The organism is Lysinibacillus sp. NPDC093210 (genome assembly GCF_044753985.1).
Taxonomy (GTDB): domain Bacteria; phylum Bacillota; class Bacilli; order Bacillales_A; family Planococcaceae; genus Lysinibacillus.
This window is the reverse complement of record NZ_JBIVOE010000001.1, coordinates 333,546-353,767: the sequence shown is the minus strand read 5'-3', so window position 1 is coordinate 353,767 and position 20,222 is coordinate 333,546. Positions and strand designations below refer to the sequence as shown.

The 20,222-nt window shown below is 37.7% G+C and carries 19 protein-coding genes and 2 pseudogenes; 16 read left to right on the top strand and 5 right to left on the bottom strand.

Going from position 1 to position 20,222, the window contains the following annotated elements; genetic code table 11:
- Positions 1-5 precede the first annotated feature (5 nt).
- The 14 genes and pseudogenes from eutC to ACIP9C_RS01705 all read left to right on the top strand — a co-directional run.
- Positions 6-1,025, top strand: coding sequence for an ethanolamine ammonia-lyase subunit EutC (gene eutC, locus ACIP9C_RS01770; protein ID WP_401008084.1), 1,020 nt, complete (start codon positions 6-8; stop codon positions 1,023-1,025).
- A gap of 10 nt (positions 1,026-1,035) precedes the next feature.
- Positions 1,036-1,686, top strand: a complete 651-nt coding sequence (eutL, locus tag ACIP9C_RS01765) for an ethanolamine utilization microcompartment protein EutL (protein WP_401008082.1) — start codon at positions 1,036-1,038, stop codon at positions 1,684-1,686.
- A 15-nt stretch (positions 1,687-1,701) separates the two neighbouring features.
- Positions 1,702-3,192: an aldehyde dehydrogenase family protein gene (locus ACIP9C_RS01760; RefSeq protein ID WP_401008080.1), complete on the top strand. Its 1,491-nt coding sequence runs from the start codon at positions 1,702-1,704 to the stop codon at positions 3,190-3,192.
- Positions 3,193-3,208: 16 nt separating this feature from the next.
- Positions 3,209-3,487 carry a BMC domain-containing protein gene (locus ACIP9C_RS01755; RefSeq protein WP_024363388.1) on the top strand — a complete coding sequence of 93 codons (279 nt, stop codon included), beginning with the start codon at positions 3,209-3,211 and terminating at the stop codon, positions 3,485-3,487.
- Between the two features lie 100 nt (positions 3,488-3,587).
- Positions 3,588-4,178, top strand: coding sequence for a phosphate propanoyltransferase (locus ACIP9C_RS01750; protein ID WP_401008077.1), 591 nt, complete (start codon positions 3,588-3,590; stop codon positions 4,176-4,178).
- A 12-nt stretch (positions 4,179-4,190) separates the two neighbouring features.
- Positions 4,191-5,060: a phosphate propanoyltransferase gene (locus ACIP9C_RS01745; protein WP_401008075.1), complete on the top strand. Its 870-nt coding sequence runs from the start codon at positions 4,191-4,193 to the stop codon at positions 5,058-5,060.
- A gap of 36 nt (positions 5,061-5,096) precedes the next feature.
- On the top strand, positions 5,097-5,381 hold the full coding sequence (locus tag ACIP9C_RS01740) for a EutN/CcmL family microcompartment protein (protein ID WP_401008073.1): 285 nt from the start codon (positions 5,097-5,099) through the stop codon (positions 5,379-5,381).
- Positions 5,374-5,715 (top strand): BMC domain-containing protein, encoded by a 342-nt coding sequence (locus ACIP9C_RS01735; protein WP_401008071.1) that lies wholly within the window; start codon positions 5,374-5,376, stop codon positions 5,713-5,715. The genes ACIP9C_RS01740 and ACIP9C_RS01735 overlap by 8 nt, the downstream gene beginning before the upstream one ends.
- Before the next feature lie 11 nt (positions 5,716-5,726).
- Complete coding sequence (mdh, locus tag ACIP9C_RS01730) at positions 5,727-6,671, top strand: malate dehydrogenase (RefSeq protein ID WP_401008069.1); 945 nt, start codon at positions 5,727-5,729, stop codon at positions 6,669-6,671.
- Between the two features lie 633 nt (positions 6,672-7,304).
- A complete protein-coding gene (locus ACIP9C_RS01725) occupies positions 7,305-7,835 on the top strand; it encodes a hypothetical protein (protein WP_401008068.1) in 531 nt (176 codons plus the stop codon).
- Between the two features lie 314 nt (positions 7,836-8,149).
- Positions 8,150-9,646, top strand: coding sequence for a carboxypeptidase M32 (locus ACIP9C_RS01720; RefSeq protein ID WP_401008066.1), 1,497 nt, complete (start codon positions 8,150-8,152; stop codon positions 9,644-9,646).
- Between the two features lie 658 nt (positions 9,647-10,304).
- Entirely contained in the window at positions 10,305-10,565 is a 261-nt protein-coding gene (locus ACIP9C_RS01715) for a hypothetical protein (RefSeq protein WP_401008064.1), read from the top strand.
- An 834-nt stretch (positions 10,566-11,399) separates the two neighbouring features.
- Positions 11,400-11,852 carry a GNAT family N-acetyltransferase gene (locus ACIP9C_RS01710; protein ID WP_401008062.1) on the top strand — a complete coding sequence of 151 codons (453 nt, stop codon included), beginning with the start codon at positions 11,400-11,402 and terminating at the stop codon, positions 11,850-11,852.
- Between the two features lie 128 nt (positions 11,853-11,980).
- A pseudogene (locus ACIP9C_RS01705) lies at positions 11,981-12,799 on the top strand (carboxypeptidase M32); the annotation flags it as partial.
- A gap of 278 nt (positions 12,800-13,077) precedes the next feature.
- On the opposite strand, the gene ACIP9C_RS01700 reads toward ACIP9C_RS01705, so the two are convergent.
- Positions 13,078-14,505: a serine hydrolase domain-containing protein gene (locus tag ACIP9C_RS01700; protein WP_401008060.1), complete on the bottom strand. Its 1,428-nt coding sequence runs from the start codon at positions 14,503-14,505 to the stop codon at positions 13,078-13,080.
- A gap of 681 nt (positions 14,506-15,186) precedes the next feature.
- Between ACIP9C_RS01700 and ACIP9C_RS01695 the strand changes: the two genes are divergently transcribed.
- Both ACIP9C_RS01695 and ACIP9C_RS01690 read left to right on the top strand, forming a co-directional pair.
- Positions 15,187-16,593, top strand: a complete 1,407-nt coding sequence (locus ACIP9C_RS01695; protein ID WP_401008058.1) for a YfcC family protein — start codon at positions 15,187-15,189, stop codon at positions 16,591-16,593.
- 164 nt (positions 16,594-16,757) lie between these two features.
- A pseudogene (locus tag ACIP9C_RS01690) lies at positions 16,758-17,003 on the top strand (carboxypeptidase M32); the annotation flags it as partial.
- 102 nt (positions 17,004-17,105) lie between these two features.
- On the opposite strand, the gene ACIP9C_RS01685 reads toward ACIP9C_RS01690, so the two are convergent.
- The 4 genes from ACIP9C_RS01685 to ACIP9C_RS01670 all read right to left on the bottom strand — a co-directional run bounded on the left by ACIP9C_RS01685 (position 17,106) and on the right by ACIP9C_RS01670 (position 20,144).
- Entirely contained in the window at positions 17,106-18,761 is a 1,656-nt protein-coding gene (locus ACIP9C_RS01685; RefSeq protein ID WP_401008056.1) for a b(o/a)3-type cytochrome-c oxidase subunit 1, read from the bottom strand.
- Positions 18,748-19,239, bottom strand: coding sequence for a cupredoxin domain-containing protein (locus ACIP9C_RS01680; RefSeq protein ID WP_172770986.1), 492 nt, complete (start codon positions 19,237-19,239; stop codon positions 18,748-18,750). The genes ACIP9C_RS01685 and ACIP9C_RS01680 overlap by 14 nt, the downstream gene beginning before the upstream one ends.
- A 70-nt stretch (positions 19,240-19,309) precedes the next feature.
- Entirely contained in the window at positions 19,310-19,432 is a 123-nt protein-coding gene (locus ACIP9C_RS01675) for a hypothetical protein (RefSeq protein WP_255639709.1), read from the bottom strand.
- Positions 19,433-19,676: 244 nt separating this feature from the next.
- Positions 19,677-20,144, bottom strand: a complete 468-nt coding sequence (locus ACIP9C_RS01670; protein WP_401008054.1) for a chemotaxis protein CheX — start codon at positions 20,142-20,144, stop codon at positions 19,677-19,679.
- Positions 20,145-20,222: the final 78 nt, after the last annotated feature.

Here is a 20,222-nt window from a genome sequence, read left to right as displayed (position 1 = left end):
GACCATTGAATGAACAGCTAGTATCCATGATTACGCAGCTTGTTATGGAGAAAATGAGTAACGATAATACATCAAACAATTTATCTGAAGAAATAACTACACCGACTGTAGAACAGAGAGAACCACTTATTAAGTTCTATGAAACAGCAGTTAATCATTCTGAAGAGCTACTAAATCCAAATGCAACATCAGATCAACCATTAATTAAGCTTTACAATCATGCATCATCTACACAAGAATATTCGCACAGTGCAACGATTGAAGACCATACTTCTACTGTGGAGCCTGCTAAGGCATTTCAGTTTGAAGAGGAAACTATATCTGAAAGTGTACAAGCGGCAAAAAAACATACACCTGCAAGAATTGGTGTAGGTAGAGCAGGAACAAGGCCAAAAACAAAAACTTGGCTAAAATTCCGCCTCGATCATGCAGCAGCAGTAGATGCCGTATATGGAGAGGTGACAGAAGAGCTATTACAAAAATTGAATGTCTTTCAAGTAACAACACGAGTAACTGATAAAGAAGAATACATTACTAGACCGGATTTAGGTCGTCGCTTATCAGATGAATCGAAAGCACTTATTCAATCATCATGCAAGGCACGTCCAACAGTCCAAATCATTATTTCTAACGGCTTAAGTGCGAGTGCAATTGAAGAAAATGTACAGGATGTTTATTTAGCATTACAGCAAAGTCTTAGTAATTTAAATATTGAAATAGGCACTACTTTTTATATAGATAAAGGGCGTGTTGCCTTAATGGATGAGATTGGCGAACTATTGCAAGCAGAGGTCATTGTTTACTTAATTGGTGAACGTCCTGGGCTTGTGTCAGCTGAGTCAATGAGTGCGTATTTATGTTATCAGCCGAGATTGGGCACTGTCGAAGCGGATCGAATGGTTATATCGAACATTCATAAAGGTGGTATTCCGCCCCTTGAGGCAGGTGCATATTTAGGTACAGTCGTTCAAAAAATATTGCAATATAAGGCAAGTGGCGTAAATCTTGTCGCTAAAGAAAGTTAGGGGGTAAGTAATGAATCCTCAAAAAATAATGGCTGAAATTTTGGCAATGCAGATGATTCCTAGAGTGAATAGAGAATTAGCAGCACAGCTTGAGCTACAGCCAAATCAGCATAGCATTGGGCTGGTCACACTAACGATTGATGATGTCGGATATGTGGCATTAGACGAAGCGACGAAAAAAGCTGATGTTGATGTCGTTTATGCAAAAAGCTTTTATGCAGGGGCGGCACACGCGTCAGGCCCATTATCGGGTGAAATGATTGGCATTATTGCGGGTAGCTCACCAGACGAAATTCGCAGTGGCTTGGAAGCAATTGAACAAAAAATTCAATTCGATACTTATTTTGAAGCAATCAATGGCAATGAAAGCCATGCTCTATTTGCGCATACTGTTGCAAGCTGTGGAACCTATTTGGCCGAGTTAGCAGATGTGAAAGTTGGCACTGCACTCGCTTACTTAATCGCGCCACCACTTGAGGCGGTCGTTGGTTTAGATGCCGCTTTAAAAGCAGCGGACGTAGAGCTAAAACTATTTTTTGGACCACCTTCGGAAACGAACTTTGGTGGTGGCATAGTAAGTGGCAGTCAGTCTTCATGTCAAGCGGCTGCAGATGCTTTTAGAGAAGCAATAGAAAATGTTGCGAGAAATCCGGTTATTTAGAAAGGAGGCGGCTTTATGGCTTCTTTAGATAAAGATTTATTAGCCATTCAGGAAATGAGAGATGCCGTTAGACAGGCAAATACAGCACAAGCAGCCTATATGCAATTTTCACAGCAACAAGTGGATACTATTGTAAAGGCTGTGGCGGATGCCGCATTTAAAGAGGCAGAACGATTAGGCAAAATGGCTGTACAAGAAACAGGGATGGGTATCCCAAATCATAAAAAAATGAAAAATGAAGTTGCTTCTAGAGATGTTTATGAAGATATTAAAGATTTAAAGACTGTTGGTGTAATAGGCTCTGATCGTATAAAGAAAGTTACTGAGATTGCTAGCCCGTTTGGTGTCATTGCAGGTATTGTGCCAACAACGAATCCTACTTCAACGGCAATCTTTAAAACACTTATTTCATTAAAAACGAGAAATGGTCTTGTTCTGAGCCCGCATCCTTATGCTGTTAAATGTACAAAGGAAGCTTTAGATATTTGTAGAGTGGCGGCAGAAAAGGCTGGTGCACCAGAAGGATTGTTGCAATGTTTAACAATGTCTTCAATGGAAGCGACGCAGCAATTAATGAAGCATCCTAACATTCATTTGATTTTAGCAACGGGTGGCGGTGCATTGGTAAAAGCGGCATACAGCTCTGGAAAACCTGCGTATGGAGTAGGACCAGGAAATGTGCCAGCTTATATCGAAAAATCAGCCAATATTCAAAAAGCTAGTCGTCAGCTTGTGCAAAGCAAATCGTTTGATAATGGCACAATTTGTGCAACAGAGCAGGCCATTATCGTGGATAAAGCTATTGCAGAGCAAGTTTTAGCAGAGTTAAAGAAACAGCATGCGTATATTTTAAGTGCAGAAGAGAAATTGAAGATGGAGAAGCTGATTTCTCCTGTGCCAGGAAAAGTAAACCCTCAAATTGTTGGGAAATCAGCAGTGAGCTTAGCCAAATTAGTCGGTATTGTCGTGCCAGAAGAGACAAAAGTACTTGTTGGTTTAGAGAATATGATTGGTAAAAACATTCCATTTTCACTAGAAAAGCTTTCACCGATATTTGCGTTCTACACAGTAGAGGACAGCACAGAAGCTAAACAAGTGATGATTGATCTACTGAACATAGGGGGAAGAGGTCATTCATGCTCAATTCATACGGAAAATGCAGCGTTAGCAGAGCAGTTTTCGCTTGACTTACCGGTGTCGCGTATTGTCGTTAACACATTATCTTCGATTGGCGCAGTTGGCGGTACGACTGGATTAGCCCCATCCTTTACATTAGGCTGTGGTACATTTGGCGGTAATATTACGTCCGATAACATTACAGCTAGACACTTATTGAATATTAAGCGTATGGCATATGGCATTAAAGATGTTGAAGTGCCAAAACCGGAATTCGATATAGAGCCAGTAGTAGAGAATATCAAGGCGCAAACGCCATCACTGGATACAGAAGTGGTGCAACAAATTGTAGATCAAGTATTAAAGCAAATCACATTACAAACTAAATAATTTGGAGGAATGACAAATGAGTACAGCATTAGGAATGGTAGAAACAAAAGGTCTTGTAGGAGCAATTGAAGCGGCGGATGCAATGGTAAAGGCTGCAAGTGTTAATTTAGTTGGGAAAGTTCATGTTGGTGGCGGAATTGTCACTGTGTTAGTTCGAGGCGATGTGGGTGCAGTAAAAGCAGCAACGGATGCAGGTGCAGCAGCAGCACAACGTGTTGGAGAACTTCTATCTGTGCATGTAATTCCACGCCCTCATAACGAATTAGAATTAATCTTACCAAAAGCAGAAGCTTAATTACAGCTGTGAAAGGGAGGCATTCATCTCTTACTGTAGATGGAGATGAGTGCCTGTCATAAGTAAAAAATAATTGTTACTAGATTTAGAGGTGGCTAACTTGAACATAAAATCAAAAGCTTTTCCAGTTGCCATTTCAGCTCGTCATATACATGTAAGTGAAGATGATTTACAAGCACTATTTGGTCCAAACGCAACGTTGACGAAGGATTTTGATCTTTCTCAGCCAGGTCAGTTTGCAGCGAAAGAGCGTGTTTCTATTGAAGGACCAAAAGGTGTTATTCACAATGTGCGTGTATTAGGACCTGTTAGAGCAGCAACGCAAGTGGAGATTAGTCGAACAGATGCAATGAAATTAGGTTTAAACCCTCCAGTAAGGCAATCGGGAGATATGGCAAATTCAGCTAGCATCAAACTAATTAATCAACGACAAGAAATTATGATAGAACAGGGAGTCATTATTGCACAAGCACATATTCATATGACAGAAGAAGATGCGCGAGTATTAGAAGTCAGCAATAATGAATTAGTGTCTGTAGAAGTTGACAGTGAAAGACCTATAACATTCCGCGGTGTAGTCGTGCGTGTATCGAATGATTTTAGCTTAGAAATGCATATTGATACAGATGAAGCGAATGCAGGCTTAATTGAACAGCAAGCAAAGGGAAGAATTGTTAAATCATTTTCGTAAGGAGGAGGTTTGATGCAGGAACAATTAGTGCAAAAAATCGTTGAAGAAGTTTTACAGCAAGTATTAAAAAATCAGCCTTCCCAACCTGATGACGGTAAAATTCCTATCGGTGTATCAGCACGACATGTCCATCTTGCACAGGCAGAAGTGGAGCAACTTTTTGGTGAAAATTATCAATTAACGCCCAAGTTTGAGCTGTCACAGCCAGGACAATTTGCAGCTGAAGAAACGGTAGTTATTGCGGGACCTAAAGGCTCGATTGAAAGGGTCCGCATATTAGGCCCAGCACGCGCTTTAACACAAGTGGAAGTTAGCTGGACAGATGCGATGAAACTTGGCGTCAAGCCACCATTAAGAATCTCTGGAGATATTAAAGGCTCAAGCCCTGTTACGTTAATCGGACCAAAAGGTAGTGTTGTACTAGCGGAAGGCCTCATTATTGCGCAAGCTCATATTCATATGTCACCTGCAGATAGCGTGAGATTCCAAGTTGTGGATGGGCAGTCAGTGCAAATGAAGGTACAGGGAATACGCCCTATTATTTTATCGAATGTTCTTATTCGTGTGTCGGAGCGCTATCGCTTGGAAATGCATATTGATACAGATGAAGCGAATGCTGGGTTGATTCAACAAGGGGCTTTTGCTGAAATTGTCAATGGCCAAACGATTGAACCGATGACTGCGAAAGAACGCCCTTTAGTCGTAAAGATAACGCCAGAAAAACACTCGATTTATCATTTTGAAAAAAAGCTCCTTTCACAGGTGGAAGTGCTTGAGATAGAAGCTCAAGAAATTGTTGTGCCGAAAAGAACCATCGTGACAGCACTAGCTTATGACAAAATAAGAGAGTTGAATAAAAAATTAACGATTCGCTCTGAATAATAAGTATTATCCAAGCAACATAAAGAGGGTGAGTTCATGCAGATGGGAAGAGTGATTGGAAGTGTATGGGCAACACGCAAGGAAGAAGGGTTGAATGGCCTAAAGCTTTTAATTATTCAACCAATTGACTCTAATCAGCAGCCAATTCGCACGGAAATGGTAGCGGCTGATCGCATAGGGGCTGGTATTGGTGATGATGTGCTCATTACGAGTGGAGGTTCATCCCGTTATATTATGAAAGATAATCCACTTCCTATTGATGCAGTTGTAATAGGAATTATAGATTCAACAGATGTAATGCGAGGTGAGGACAATGAGTAGTGCAATCGGCATGATTGAAACAAAAGGATTAGTAGGCTCTTACGAGGCAGCAGATGCGATGATTAAGGCATCTGATGTCACGATTGTTAAACAAGAATTTGTGGATGGTGGGATTGTGACCGTCGTCGTAAAAGGTGACGTTGGATCAGTCCAAGCAGCTGTCGATGCTGGTAAAGAGGCGGCTAAGCGCGTCGGAGAATTATTAAGCGCGCACGTCATTCCTAGACCTGATGAAGAAGTATTCAACATGATCAAAGGTCCAGAAACGCCAAAGAAAAAACCAGCACCAACACCCGCGCGTGCTAAAAAAACGACAGATGCTACGGACAATTGAGGTGAAGCATAATGGCATTTCGGAAAAATAAAATTGCTGTTATTGGAGCTGGTCACACTGGTGCAACATTAAGCTTATTCCTGGCACAGAAGGAATTAGGTGATGTAGTGTTGTTAGATATTCCAGAGGCCGAAAATCCAACAAAAGGAAAGGCACTGGATTTATTACAAACAGGACCGATTGAAAAATTTAATGTATCGATACATGGAACAAGTAAATACGAGGATATTGCAGGCGCATCTATCGTTATTATTACGGCAGGTATCCCTCGTAAACCAGGGATGAGTCGTGATGATTTAGTTACAACAAATGCGAAAATCATTCAGCATGTTTCGAAACAAATAAAACAGTATGCCCCTAACAGTATTGTAGTAGTTTTAAGCAATCCTGTTGATGCGATGACTTATGTTTGCTATAAGGAAACAGGCTTCCCGAAAAATCGTATCATCGGTCAATCAGGCGTGTTAGATACCGCACGTTTTAATGCATTTGTAGCACAAGAGTTACAAATTGCCCCTGAAGATGTATCAGGATTTGTATTAGGTGGACATGGTGATGAAATGGTGCCATTAATTCGCTATTCCTATGCAGGGGGCATCCCGTTAGAAAAGCTTATTCCCCAAGATAGACTACAGCAAATCGTCGAACGTACCCGCAAAGGTGGCGGCGAAATTGTTGGTTTATTAGGAAATGGCAGTGCATATTATGCACCAGCTGCAGCCTGTGCTCAGATGGTCGAAATTATCATGAAGGATCAGCGGAAAATTATTCCTTCGATCGCCCTGTTAGAAGGGGAGTACGGCTACAATGATTTATTTTTAGGTGTACCGACAATATTAGGCGGCAATGGCATTGAATCGGTCATTGAATTACACCTGACACATGAAGAAAAAACGGCGCTCAATCAATCGGCAGAAGCCGTCAAGCAAGTATTACAAATTTGCCAAAACATTTAACGAGTATTCATATAGACGCTCCCCAACGTTATATGAATTATTTTAAAGTATGTTTGATTGGAAACCGAACATGAACGTGAAATCCCCAATTTAAAATAGAGGCTCCCTTCATATAGAAGGGAGCTACTTTTATTTGAAATAAATATAGAGACTATTACCGATGTTTGCGTAATCGCCGGAAGAACTACTGGAACCGCCGGTAAACCTATGAAAAACGCCGATTAACCTACCGAAATCGCCGGTAAGGTATGGGGAGATGCAATCTCGCGGGAGTCTCCGTGGATTATTACTTGGCTAGTCATTAGTTACCAAACTGGCAGTCTATATGGATTTTTAATTGTCAGAATTTTTTGAGTGACTGGCACTCTTTTTAATATAGAAGGCTATGACCGCTACAATGCACAAGGTTAAAAAAGCCACTGTCCGTGATATTTCAGTCGTAATGTATGAAAGTAGTAATCCAATTAAGCCTCCGATAATAAAATACCAAAAATACTTCATTTGAAACCCTTCTTTCTTTTTTGTAATTTTCTATAAAATTATTTTATATTTTCTTTTTTTATTGTACAATTATTACACTAAATTTTTAGGAGGGAGTAAGTAAATGAAAAATTTTTACTATTTCTAACATTTATGTTGGCCTTTACTGCAGTTGCTCCTAGTTCAGGTTATGCTGCAAACAATGAAGCGGGAAAAAGAGATTTATTACCTCGAGTTAATAATGAGCCAGTAATTGAACCCTATAGTTTAGAAGATAAGAGTGAAATTTTAGAACAATGTTTGAGATATGAATTTTTAAATCAGTCAAGTAGAGTCTCCGTATTTTCTTTACCTGGGGACTTTACAAACTTGTGCAAAATTGTTGAGACACAATATAGAGATAATGTGACTTATAATAATTGGGAACAAAGAGTATTGACTTTTCTAATAAATGGTGGAGTAGCAGTTATTGTTGGTAGATTTACAGCTACACGACTTAGAACATTTGTTAGTAGTGGGATTGCATCACTATTTATCACTGTTCCAAGAAGCCAAAATTTATATACAACTATTCAAGTGAGAGAATGTGAGGATTCAACAGGCATAAATAGATATTTAATAATCACGTATTTCAGTGATAGTGCGAGAACACAACAATTATATACACACTACACCAGAGCTTAATGTTGCTTTTCTCATGCGATATACAATTAATGACTTATTTTATTGGTAGATTCAAAAATTGTCGATATGCTGAAGCTCCCTTCTAATCAAGGGAGCTTTAAACTTTCTAAAAAAGTAATAGTATTTTTCCTTACGAAAGGTCAACTTAAATAGACAATTAACTATATCCCACAAATATATTTCCCTCAGAAGTGCTCAAAGAAGTTTTCTGAAAGAAGAATTCTTTATATAATTCAAAAACCAAAAGTCCAAAATATACAAAATATTCGAAAATATGCTAAACTAATAAGGTGAAAAAAGGGGGATGATTGGATATGACTGTACAGCAATTTACAGACTATGTGAAAAAAATGCAGCACTATCAAGAAGCGCTAGGTGTGATGTATTGGGATATGCGCACCGGTGCACCTAAAAAGGGATTAGCGCAGCGTTCAGAAGTAGTAGGCACATTGTCGGCCTCCTTATTTGATATGCAAACGAGTGAACAATTAGGGGAACTGCTAACTACATTAGAAGCACAAAAAACAGATCTTGATTATGTAACACGACGTTTAGTGGAGGAAGTACGTAAAAACTACGATCAAAATAAAAAAATTCCAGCTGAAGAATATAAAGAATACGTTATTTTACAAGCGAAAGCAGAAACCGTTTGGGAAGAAGCAAAAGCAACGAATAATTTTGCGCAATTTTTACCTTATTTAGAGGAAATCATTCAATGGCAAAAGAAATTTATTCAATATTGGGGCATTAAAAACGGCTCTACATACAATACGTTACTCGATGTATATGAACCAGATATGACTACTGATGTGTTAGATCAAGTATTTGGTGAATTACGTGAAACGATTGTGTCACTTGTGCAAAAAATAGCAGCTTCTCCGAATAAACCAGATACAAGTATGCTATTTAAACAATTTACGAGAGAAGCACAGCGAGCATTATCATTAGAAATGCTTACGCAGCTTGGCTATGATTTTGAAGCGGGTCGCTTAGATGAAAGTGTCCATCCATTTATGATTGGCATCAATCATGGGGATGCGCGTATTACGACGAAATACGATGAGCGTGATTTCCGTTCGGCTATCTTTGGCACGATTCATGAATGTGGGCATGCAATGTATGAGCAAAATATCGATGCCAAACTTGCTGGTACACCGTTAGCGATGGGTACATCGACAGGCATCCATGAATCGCAATCACTATTCTATGAAAATCTTGTCGGACGAAATGAAAAGTTTTGGGAGCAAAACTATGAACGCTTGCAAAACCATTCGCCAGCACAGTTTGGAGATATCCCTTTAAGTGATTTCCTTCGTGCCATTAATATGGTGGAGCCATCGTTAATTCGAATTGAAGCGGATGAGCTAACATACCCACTGCATATTATGATTCGTTACGAAATTGAACGGGATTTGTTCAATGGAGACTTACAAGCAAAAGACCTTCCAGAAGTGTGGAATGCTAAGTACGAAGAATATTTAGGCATCCGACCTGACAACGATGCGAAGGGTGTTTTACAAGACGTACACTGGGCAGGGGGCATGTTTGGTTACTTCCCATCCTACGCATTAGGAATGATTTATGCAGCGCAATGGAAGCATGCAATGGATAAAGATATTCCTAACTTTGATGACTTACTGGCAAAAGGGGAACTTCTGCCAATACGTGAGTGGCTAACAGAGAAAGTACATCAATACGGTGCACTGAAAAAGCCGTTTGAGCTACTGCAAGAGGCGACAGGGGAAGGCTTAAATGCCAAGTATCTTGCAAACTACTTACAAGAAAAATATACAAAGCTATATCAGTTATAAAAAACAAGCGATTTCTCTCCAATGAGAAATCGCTTGTTGCTTTAGCAAAGCTTAAAGCTTTTTGAGTCCGCAGGTGCATTCGATATAATAGAAAAAATAGAATTATTTAAGCGAATATAATTAACACTATTAATTACAAGTCGAGATTTAAAGTCATTTACATGTTTCATCAGTATTCTTTATAAAATGTGCAACATTATTACGAGTTATTTTTAAGCGGAACTATTGTTTATATTTGTTCAGCTATTATTTGTGATTAAAAGTATATTTAGAAATATTTACGAAATGAAAGTGTAGTTAATTAGGATGTAAAAACAGGTTACGAACCTACCTTCGACCCATATTTAAAAAGCTATATTTAATAATGTGATGGTACGACCTATATAAACGGTTACATAAGAATTGATTTAAAGAAGTTGTTGAACTAACGGGGCAGTTAAGTAGAATCGGGTTGATATGTTTTTATTCAACAAACGGGCCATTTAATTGAATAATACTAAATTAAAAATTGGATTTAATGTTAATCTTGATGTGAGTTTGTGAAACAATGTACTTAAGCTAACGGGGCAGTTTAATGAAATAAGGAATAAACGATTCGGATAAAGAATTTAATGCTGTAAGAAGGTATTGAAAAAATGAACATATTAGGGGGATTCTATTGAAAAGAGTTATAATTGGTGGAATTATTATGTTAAGTGGATTATTAATTACACTAAGTATTATTATAATAGGTACTATATATGCAATTAATACCAATTCAAAATTATGGATTGCTATTTTTGGGAGAAAGGAATTTGGGAATGAAGTCGTTAATTCTTTATTTGTAGGATTCCCATTTGTTATAGGAGTAATATTTTCTTTATTAGGGTTTATTATCTTAGGGTATGAATATTTTAAAACTTTTAAAGTTAAAGAATAACTTGAAAATGGATTCTTCAACTAACGAGGAGCTTTAGTTCAATAGCGATCTTCCACAATCGGGCGCGATTCTGTAATAAGCGATGCATTTGTTTTCATATAAAAGTGAACGTTTGGTTAAAAAAATAAAATGTTATATTTTATTAAATGAAAAATGAATGTATTACTTTAATTGGGGGCAAGTAGATGAACAAACATTTAATGTCTTTTTCTATTATTTTCTTAGGAATATGTATTTTATTAGGTTCATAAAAGAATAGGCGTTCATTTTTCATTTAAGGGCCATACAATTGATGGAGCTAGGGGGTAGGTTAGTTGCATAAGAAATAAAAATAATTCTTGTTGGCAAAGTATGATCTATGGTAATGTATGAATAATTATAAAATTGTATTTATAATTATTCATTTAAAAAATAAGGGGAATGATAACACGTACCTGGCACGGAATAGTACCATTAGAAAAAAAGCAGATTTTGAAGACCATTTAAACAAAACAAGGGTTGAAGATGCTATTTCACTAGATGGAAATTTAGGTTCATATGTAAAAATAGTAGAGCAAGATAGACATGCCCATTTCTTTCTATGTACAGTTTGGTCATCATGAGACATTCATCTTTATACAGGTAGTGAACCAACTATTGCTGTTACTTACCCTGAAGATGAAAAATATGGTATTGTTTCGACCCAATTGTAATACACCAAGAAGTAAATACTTTTGAAAATCCATTTATTTAATGTCAACTAAAAAAATTATGAATAATTACACTTAAACGATTGGGTGCGTTAGCAATAAGTGTTCTTTGATGAAAATCAAGAAAAAGGAGTTGTATTGTTAGATGGAACAGATTACCCTTCACCAATCCCAAAATTCCGATGTTGAGACAATTGCTAATTTACGGGCAATTGTACTACGTGATGATTTAACTAGACTAAGAAGATTTAATGAAGAAAAGGTACGCCAACGCTTTCGTGATGCATTTGACCCAGTTCATACATGGATCATTAAAGTAGGTTCATCCTTTGTTGGTTGCGTAGCTTTTAAACCGATATTAGATGGGTATCTGTTGGAACATTTTTATATTCATCCCCATTACCAAGGTAAAGGTATTGGTAGTCAGGTATTAGATTATCTTCTAAAACAAGATTATGTAATAGGAAAACGAGTGACATTAAATGTCCTGCAAGGAAGCTCTGCTCAAAGTTTATATGAACGGTTTGGTTTTAAAGTGGATAGTGAGAATCTTATAGACATTTACATGTCTGTGGTAGCGGAGTTGAAAACATGCTAGTGTTCATAAATTTAATGAAAGTAAATTAATATAACTAAACCTACTTAAAACACTGGTGTTACTGCATCCAGTGTATTTTTTTTGTTCAATTTTAATTATATTTAGTTTTAGTGTCTATATGGTTTTCAGATGAAAGTGTCCATCCATTTATGATTGGCATCAATCACGGAGATGCACGTATTACAACGAAATATGATGAGCAAGATTTCCGTTCGGCAATCTTTGGCACGATCCATGAATGTGGGCATGCAATGTATGAGCAAAATATTGATGCCAAACTTGCTGGTACACCGTTAGCGATGGGTACATCGACAGGCATTCATGAATCGCAATCACTATTCTATGAAAATCTTGTCGGACGAAATGAAAAGTTTTGGGAGCAAAACTATGAACGCTTGCAAAACCATTCGCCAGCACAGTTTGGAGATATCCCTTTAAGTGATTTCCTTCGTGCCATTAATATGGTGGAGCCATCGTTAATTCGAATTGAAGCGGATGAGCTAACATACCCACTGCATATTATGATTCGTTACGAAATTGAACGTGATTTGTTCAATGGGGACTTGCAAGCAAAAGACCTTCCAGAAGTGTGGAATGCTAAGTACGAAGAATACTTAGGTATCCGACCAGAAAGTGATGCGAAGGGCGTTTTACAAGACGTGCACTGGGCAGGGGGGATGTTTGGTTACTTCCCATCTTACGCATTAGGAATGATTTATGCAGCGCAATGGAAGCACGCAATGGATAAAGATATTCCTAACTTTGATGACTTACTGGCAAAAGGGGAACTTCTGCCAATACGTGAGTGGCTAACAGAGAAAGTACATCAATACGGTGCACTGAAAAAGCCGTTTGAGCTACTGCAAGAGGCGACAGGGGAAGGCTTAAATGCTAAGTATCTTGCAAACTACTTACAAGACAAATATACAAAGCTATATCAGTTATAAAAAACAAGCGATTTCTCTCCAATGAGAAATCGCTTGTTGCATTACCCAAGCTTAAAGCCTTTTGAGCCAGTTGGTGAATTCGAAATAATTTCGAAGATTGAAATTGTGTAAGCAAATATGATTAACGCTACTAAAATGACAAGTGATTAGGTTCGACTGGGAAAATTGTTGAGGATATTAAAAAAGACACCGAAGTGTCTTGTGTTTTTCATATTAAGCATACCGATAAATTGAAATTTAATTACTTAACATTATGTTTAACTTGGGAGCAAGGTATTTTATCGGTGAGTGTATAGAAACCATGTAATGCTTGCTGTAAATAATGCTGACGAAATGAAAGCTGTAAGAACACTATATGTTTGCCAAATAAGTATTGTTGACCAATCGAAAGCACAGCACAGTATACCCAGTGCAATCGTAGTTATTAAGAAAATAACTGTTACGATTATTCTCTTTTTTGTCATTGGCTGCCGCTCATTCTTTTTCCTTCTGCGTAATCCTAAGAGAAATAACAGAACAGCCAATAGGCAAAGAATAATAGTGATAGACGACAAAATGATATCCAAAAGCTGTGTGCCGCTTATTTCATATGACTGAGTTAGATTGCCGTCTAATATATCTTTAACTTTTAGTACCAGATTTATATTGGTATTTGCGCCGTTGCTCAGCAAGCAGACGGCTGTTCGTTCATTTGGCAGTATCACTACTTCGGTTCTGAAATTTGGATTGCCCCCAGTATGTTCTATAATCGTTTGGTCGGCATTTACCGACCAGCCTGCCGCATAATACATATCGTTGACAGCCGAAACAGACATATCACCCCTATGTGATTTTTCGATAACCATGTGAAATATTTCGGGTATGTCCTGCACTATACCCATCTGTATGCCCATCCAACGCGCCATATCTTTTGTATTAGAAATAATGTAGCCTGCGGGTTTATTCCCAGCATAATCCGGAGCTTTAAATGGAGTTGTCATAAAAAAGGAAGAACGGTAGCCCTGTGCTAACTGTCCAGTGGCTTGAGCATCTTCTTTATAAACATACGTCTGGTGAAGATCTAACGGCTGAAATACCTGTTCTCTCATAAAGTCTTCATAGCTTTGTCGCGACACTATCTCAATAACCAAACCCAATACATCATAATTAACGGTTCCATAGTTATACTGTGCACCGGGAGGGAACGCCAATTCAGCATCTACGAGCATTTCCACAGTCTTTTGTAACATATCAGGTGTATTGCCTTGTGGAATATTTTGAGTATGCTTAATATTTGTTAGACCACTGGTATGGTGAAGAAAGTTATTTAGTGTAAGGCTTTGCATATCAACAGCTTTCCCTTGATACTTTAACGTAAACCAAGGTAAATATTTTTGGACAGGGTCAGTCATTGAGAGTAGCCCTTGCTCTTCCAACAGCATAATACCGATACCGGTAAAAGCTTTACTGACCGAGGCTAATTCATAGAGTGTATTTTCACTTGCAGGCAGCCCCTTTTCACGATCTGCATACCCTGAAGAAAAGTAGAACACTTCATCATCAGCAAGTATTGAGATTGACATTCCCGGCACACCTGATATACGAGAGGCATCATCTAGCAACGCCTGTATTGCCGCAGATTTCGAATCTGACAACGCATAACTTTGTGTTGCGAATCCTGAGAATAATATAAATATCGTTAATACAAAAACAATAATCTTTTTCATAAACCCTCCTTTTTGAAAAGTAATAAGGGAATAAAATAAATAAGCTATTTATACAACTATTAAAATAAATTTTAATTTATCTTTCTATTCACCTATATAATATCAAGTAATTGTGAAGTGTTACACATAACGAACAGATGCGTTAGTTCAATAAGAAAAACGATCTTCAACAATCGGGCGCGATTTTATAATAAGGATCAGCGCTCAATTTCATTAAAGGGCCGTATGGATAAAGTTTCAAGTGCTACTAAGAATTTCGTTTTTTAAAAATGATTCCCCTAATAAATAAGATACTTTTAGTATAAGGATTTATTTAACAAAAGACCATGGACACATTAACTATCCAAATATTGTGTGGTTATTAATGAACACTTTGAGGATTATGTTCAATGAGGGGTGTCTACAGAGAAATTAGCTCTTTATGAATCTTTCACTTCGATCTAATGAATGCATTATTAATTTGTAAATCGAGCATAATTTTTTTAAGTTAGCAGGGAGAAGCATCCTATAATCATCAAGGTCGTACGAGAAAGTTTTATAAGGCAAGAAACAATTTAGTTTTGAAATAAGGGAAAATTGAGACTTTACAAAGAATTCTAACTCATGTATATTTATTCTCTATTAACGACATAAAACGACAATGTTGTGATATGTCTAAATCTATGAAAGGCGTGTGATTTAATGGAAAACGAACAGAGGGTAAAGAAGAGGAGTTGGCTCAAAGTACCGCATACATATACAATTATTTTTGCGATTATTTTTTTAGCAGGTATTTTAAGTTATATTATTCCAGCAGGTGAGTTTGATCGTGTCGAAGATGAGGAAGGACGAATGCTCGTTGTAGATGGAAGCTATCATCATATTGAGAGTGATCCAGTTTCATTTTTCGAAATGTTTACAGCGATTCCAATGGGGCTTGAAAAAGGAGCTCAAATTATTTTCTACATTTTCTTAGTTAGTGGTGTATTTGGAATTATTCATTCAACAGGTGCCATTGAAGCTGGTGTCTATAAAGGGGTAAAAGCTTTAGAAGGTAGAGAAAAATTACTTATTCCTTTATCGATGATTTTATTCTCTATTGGTGGTTTTACAATGGGAATGGCAGAGGAAACAATTATTTTCGTACCAATTGGTGTGGCCATTGCACGCGCGATGGGCTTTGATGCTGTAACAGGAACAGCCATGATCACACTTGGTGCTGCCAGTGGATTTTTTGGAGGAATGCTTAATCCCTTTACAGTAGGTGTTGCGCAATCATTAGCAGATGTACCATTATTCTCTGGGATCGGCTTCCGTGCAGTAGTCTATGTTTTTGTATTAGGTTTTGCTATTTTCTATGTATCTCGCTATGCTTTTAAGGTGAAAAAGAACCCACGGGCAAGCGTTATTTATGATATTGAGCAAAAAGCTAAATCCAATGTATCAGTAATTGACATTCCTACATTAACTGCAAAGCATAAATTTGTATTTATTGTCATGGCTTGTGGAATTGGCTTTAATATTTATGGTGTTTTTAATTGGGGTTGGTTCTTAACACAGCTAACTGCGTCCTTTTTAATAATGGGGTTAGTTGCAGGATTAATTGGTGGTTTAAAACCTGCCACTATCTTTGATTCTTTTATTGAGGGAGCTAAGGCTGTAACGTTTGGTGCTTTAATTGTAGGCTTTGCCCGTGCCATTACCGTTGTTTTAGAACAGGGGAAAATTATTGATACGATTGTGTATGCAGCATCTGAAACAATTGGCCATTTACCACATGCAATAAGCGCAATCGGCATGTTAATTATCCAAGCACTTTTAAATTTATTTATTTCATCAGGCAGTGGACAGGCAGCAGCAACAATGCCTATTATGATTCCAATTACTGATTTATTAGGATTAGAACGACAAGTGGCTGTTTTAGCCTTTCAATATGGGGATTCCCTAACAAACTCTATCATCCCTACTTCATCTGCATTAATGGCGTATTTAGCTGTTGCAGGTATCCCATATGAAAAGTGGATTAAATTTATTTGGAAGATGATACTTGGTTGGATAGTTATTGCTTGTCTTGCGTTAATTGTTGCGGTTGCCATAGGTATCACTTAAAACATGAAGTGATTTGACACACAAAAGTAAGACAAATAATTTAAGCAACTTCTAAGATCTGAGTCCAGTATTGTATTGGACTCAGGTCTTTTAATTTTGCTTTCAAAAGTTAGGATGACTCGCTCTTCAGCTTTTAAACGCTTAACGGCTTACTGCAACATATAAAGGGCGTTTTACAAGACGTGCGCTGGACAGAGGGCGTTTGGCTACTTCCCATCCTACGCATTAGGGATAATTTATGCGGCGCAATGGAAACATGCAATGGATAAAGATCTTCCAAACTTTGATGACTTACTGGCAAAAGGTGAACTTCTGCCAATTCGCGAGTGGCTAACAACCAAAACGGTGCACTGACAAAGCCGTTTGAGTTACTACAAGAGACGATAGGGGAAGGCTTAAATGCCAAGTAACATGCAAACTACTTACAAGAAAAATATACAAAGTTATATCACCTATAAAAAACAAGCGATTTCTCTACAATGAGAAATCGCTTGTCGCTTTAAAATAACCGTTTACCAAAGCTTGAAGCCTTTTGAGCCAGCTGGTGAGTTAGAGATAATATCAAAGATTGGAATTGTGTAAGCAAATATGATTAATGCTACTAAAATTACAAGCCATACTTTAAAGTTTTCAAGAATTGGTGGTGTTGGACCACTGCTTTCATGAATCGGACCAATAGGGAATTCCTCTTCACCTTTTGGCGCAAACCAAACTAATTTTATTACGATGTACGTAATGACTAAAATCGCTATGAATAAAATAGTACCGCCAACAGCTTGTGCAATTTGATATGGAATCCAATCATACGCTTGTTGAGCACCGCCATACTCTGAGTAGTCAGAGCGACGAGGAGCACCGATTAATCCTGCAATATGCATTGCACCGGACATAATAGTCATGCCCACGCCCCATAAAACACCCGAAACAATACCAAGTGAATTTAACGACTTCGTTAGTGTACGACCAGTTAAATGAGGAATTAACCAGAACGCTGCACCGAAGTATGTTAACACTACTGCACTAGCAAATGTTAAATGGAAGTGTCCAGTAACCCAAATTGTATTATGGATGAGCTGGTTCATTTGATAGGATGCATTGACAATACCGCCTGCACCACCAGGGATGAATGATAGCATACCAATGAACGGAACTAAGAAGCGTGCATCTTTCCACGGTAATTTTTTAAACCAACCAAAAATACCTTTACCACCAAGTTCGCGGCCACGTAATTCAAACGTTGCGAATAGGGAGAATGCTGTCATTAAGGAAGGGACAACAACTGCCATTGTTAAAACAACTTGAATGAATTTCCATGTTGTATCAATACCTGGCTCTGTTAATTGGTGATGTAAACCAACCGGTACAGAGAAGATTAAAAACAGCATAAATGATAAGCGAGCTAATGAGTCAGAGAAAACTTTCCCGCCAATGACTTTTGGAATAACAACATACCATACCATATAGGCAGGCAATAACCAGAAATAAACGAGCGCGTGACCAAAATACCAGAATAATGTTCGAGAAAGTAACACATCTACACGTTCAATGAGACCAAGAGACCAAGGTAACAGTTGGAATAAAACAGAAACCGCTACACCTAAAGAGGCCACGAACCATAGTAAATTATTGACTACAACCATAAAAGATAATAGGGGAGACGTTTGGCCTTTATGTTCTTTACGCCACTGAACGTAGCGTAAAATTTGTCCTGCAGCGCCAATCCAAGAGCCGACTACTACTAGAGTCAAACCGAAATAGAAAATCCAATGTGCTTGCAGTGGTGCGTAAAAAGTATAGAGAACAGTAGCTTTATTTAATAGCACCATGACTGCAGCTGCAGTTGTACCGATAGTCATTAACCAAAAACCGATCCAACCGAGTAATCGTTGTTTATCTGAAAGTGTACCAGATGTTCGGCTAACCCCAGCAATTTGGAAACCGAATATAAAGAACGTTGTTAAAATAAGACCGAGTAATACGCCATGAACAGTTAATACTTGATAATAACCAATACCTGCTGGCAATGTGAATTGTCCTGAACGTACAAAAACTTGTAATAATCCAGCTAGACCACCTAATAATAATGCGATAAATGCCACATATATATGGGCAAGTGCTAGTTTCGCATCACGACGATCCACCTTTGTCAAATTATTATTTAGACTCATTTGGATCCACCACCTTTAGCATAGAATGCATAAGCGTATGTCCTGTACCGCAGTATTCATTACATACTATTAAAAATTCCCCAGCTTGATTGATTTCAGCTACATATTCAGATATATAACCAGGTTCAAGCATCATGTTAATATTTGTACCTGCGATTTCAAACCCATGTATAACGTCTTCACTTGTCGCGATAAATTTGACCTTTGAACCAAGTGGTACTTCAATTTCAGGTGGATTGTAAAAGAAAGCAGATGCTAAAATGACAACTTCGTAATCCCAATCCTTGCCTTCTACTTTGTGTACACCTGGATTCGTAAACGGTGCAATTTCTTTTACTTTTTCATAATCGATGGTTTTCTTATTACTATTTGGATGAGAGCCTTGGTGAAACGCACCAATACCAAGAATAATAAGAAATGCAACTAAAGTAGCTACTCCAAATACAAGCCAGTACTTCTCGTATTTATGTATATGCATATCTCTGTCGTCCTTCCTCTGTCGTATTACTTACATCTTGTCGACGGAATAGTTCTTTTTGCTAATAAAATTAAAAGCGCTCAATGAATAAATTGAAGCAGTAAATCCAAATTAAAATTATGATAAAGCCGATACCAAACACTCCATAAAGTGAACCTTTTAGATTATCTTCTGACTTTTTTTTGTTGGCCATTTTTTACTCCCTCCTACGCTTTCATAGTGGCTTTCTTAAAGTCATGATATTGTAAATCAATTCTTTTTGATGTGAAAAAAATCACACAACCGAGTGGATTGTGTGAAAAAAATGTGAAATATTAGTTGAAATATGAAAGGAGCTGACTCAAATATGAGCCAACTCCTTTTTATGCAGATAACGATTTCGTATTCATAAATACTAGCTATAATTGCATAGAATATATAGTTTGAAAGAATCAAGCTTATGTTCTTATTACTTCTTCCTCAATCGTTAGTAATACTGTTAATGCACCAACGTCTGGAATAGTAACGGGTAGTACAAATGCTTTTTCAAAGCCGTATAATTTTGTGTTTCCTACCATTACAGTTGGCGGTGTAATATCTATATCTAGGCTTTCTTGTCCTACTGCCGTACATAGATTACCTGCAATCATGTTTCCGAATTCGCCAGTAAAAGACTCTAGCATTTCGCCTTCAAGTGGCATGCCGAACATAGAGCTACCGATACCACTAAATATGTCAGGGGAAGAATCTATGATTACTCGTCCCTTTACATCTCCAATAAGGCCAATTAACACACCCATTTGCTGTTGTTGAAAGGGCTCAGAAATAATACTTGGCGTTTTCACTTGAATATCCATAGGGAGAATCGTTTTTAATGCATGGATTGTCCCGTTTAAAATAGTTTGAAAGTACTTCGAATTACTCATCATTACCGCATCCTTTTTCCGACTTTTCTACATCTTACCATGTTAAAAGGGTAAGATGAAAGTATGTCTTGACGAAAT

Excerpts from the sequence above, each read along its gene's own strand:
- eutL (WP_401008082.1), top strand. The coding sequence starts at position 1,036 with ATGAATCCTCAAAAAATAATGGCTGAAATTTTGGCAATGCAGATGATT.
- ACIP9C_RS01760 (WP_401008080.1), top strand. The coding sequence starts at position 1,702 with ATGGCTTCTTTAGATAAAGATTTATTAGCCATTCAGGAAATGAGAGAT.
- ACIP9C_RS01755 (WP_024363388.1), top strand. The coding sequence starts at position 3,209 with ATGAGTACAGCATTAGGAATGGTAGAAACAAAAGGTCTTGTAGGAGCA.
- ACIP9C_RS01745 (WP_401008075.1), top strand. The coding sequence starts at position 4,191 with ATGCAGGAACAATTAGTGCAAAAAATCGTTGAAGAAGTTTTACAGCAA.
- ACIP9C_RS01740 (WP_401008073.1), top strand. The coding sequence starts at position 5,097 with ATGCAGATGGGAAGAGTGATTGGAAGTGTATGGGCAACACGCAAGGAA.
- ACIP9C_RS01735 (WP_401008071.1), top strand. The coding sequence starts at position 5,374 with ATGAGTAGTGCAATCGGCATGATTGAAACAAAAGGATTAGTAGGCTCT.
- mdh (WP_401008069.1), top strand. The coding sequence starts at position 5,727 with ATGGCATTTCGGAAAAATAAAATTGCTGTTATTGGAGCTGGTCACACT.
- ACIP9C_RS01725 (WP_401008068.1), top strand. The coding sequence starts at position 7,305 with ATGTTGGCCTTTACTGCAGTTGCTCCTAGTTCAGGTTATGCTGCAAAC.
- ACIP9C_RS01720 (WP_401008066.1), top strand. The coding sequence starts at position 8,150 with ATGACTGTACAGCAATTTACAGACTATGTGAAAAAAATGCAGCACTAT.
- ACIP9C_RS01710 (WP_401008062.1), top strand. The coding sequence starts at position 11,400 with ATGGAACAGATTACCCTTCACCAATCCCAAAATTCCGATGTTGAGACA.
- ACIP9C_RS01700 (WP_401008060.1), bottom strand. The coding sequence starts at position 14,505 with ATGAAAAAGATTATTGTTTTTGTATTAACGATATTTATATTATTCTCA.
- ACIP9C_RS01695 (WP_401008058.1), top strand. The coding sequence starts at position 15,187 with ATGGAAAACGAACAGAGGGTAAAGAAGAGGAGTTGGCTCAAAGTACCG.
- ACIP9C_RS01685 (WP_401008056.1), bottom strand. The coding sequence starts at position 18,761 with ATGAGTCTAAATAATAATTTGACAAAGGTGGATCGTCGTGATGCGAAA.
- ACIP9C_RS01680 (WP_172770986.1), bottom strand. The coding sequence starts at position 19,239 with ATGCATATACATAAATACGAGAAGTACTGGCTTGTATTTGGAGTAGCT.
- ACIP9C_RS01675 (WP_255639709.1), bottom strand. The coding sequence starts at position 19,432 with ATGGCCAACAAAAAAAAGTCAGAAGATAATCTAAAAGGTTCACTTTAT.
- ACIP9C_RS01670 (WP_401008054.1), bottom strand. The coding sequence starts at position 20,144 with ATGAGTAATTCGAAGTACTTTCAAACTATTTTAAACGGGACAATCCAT.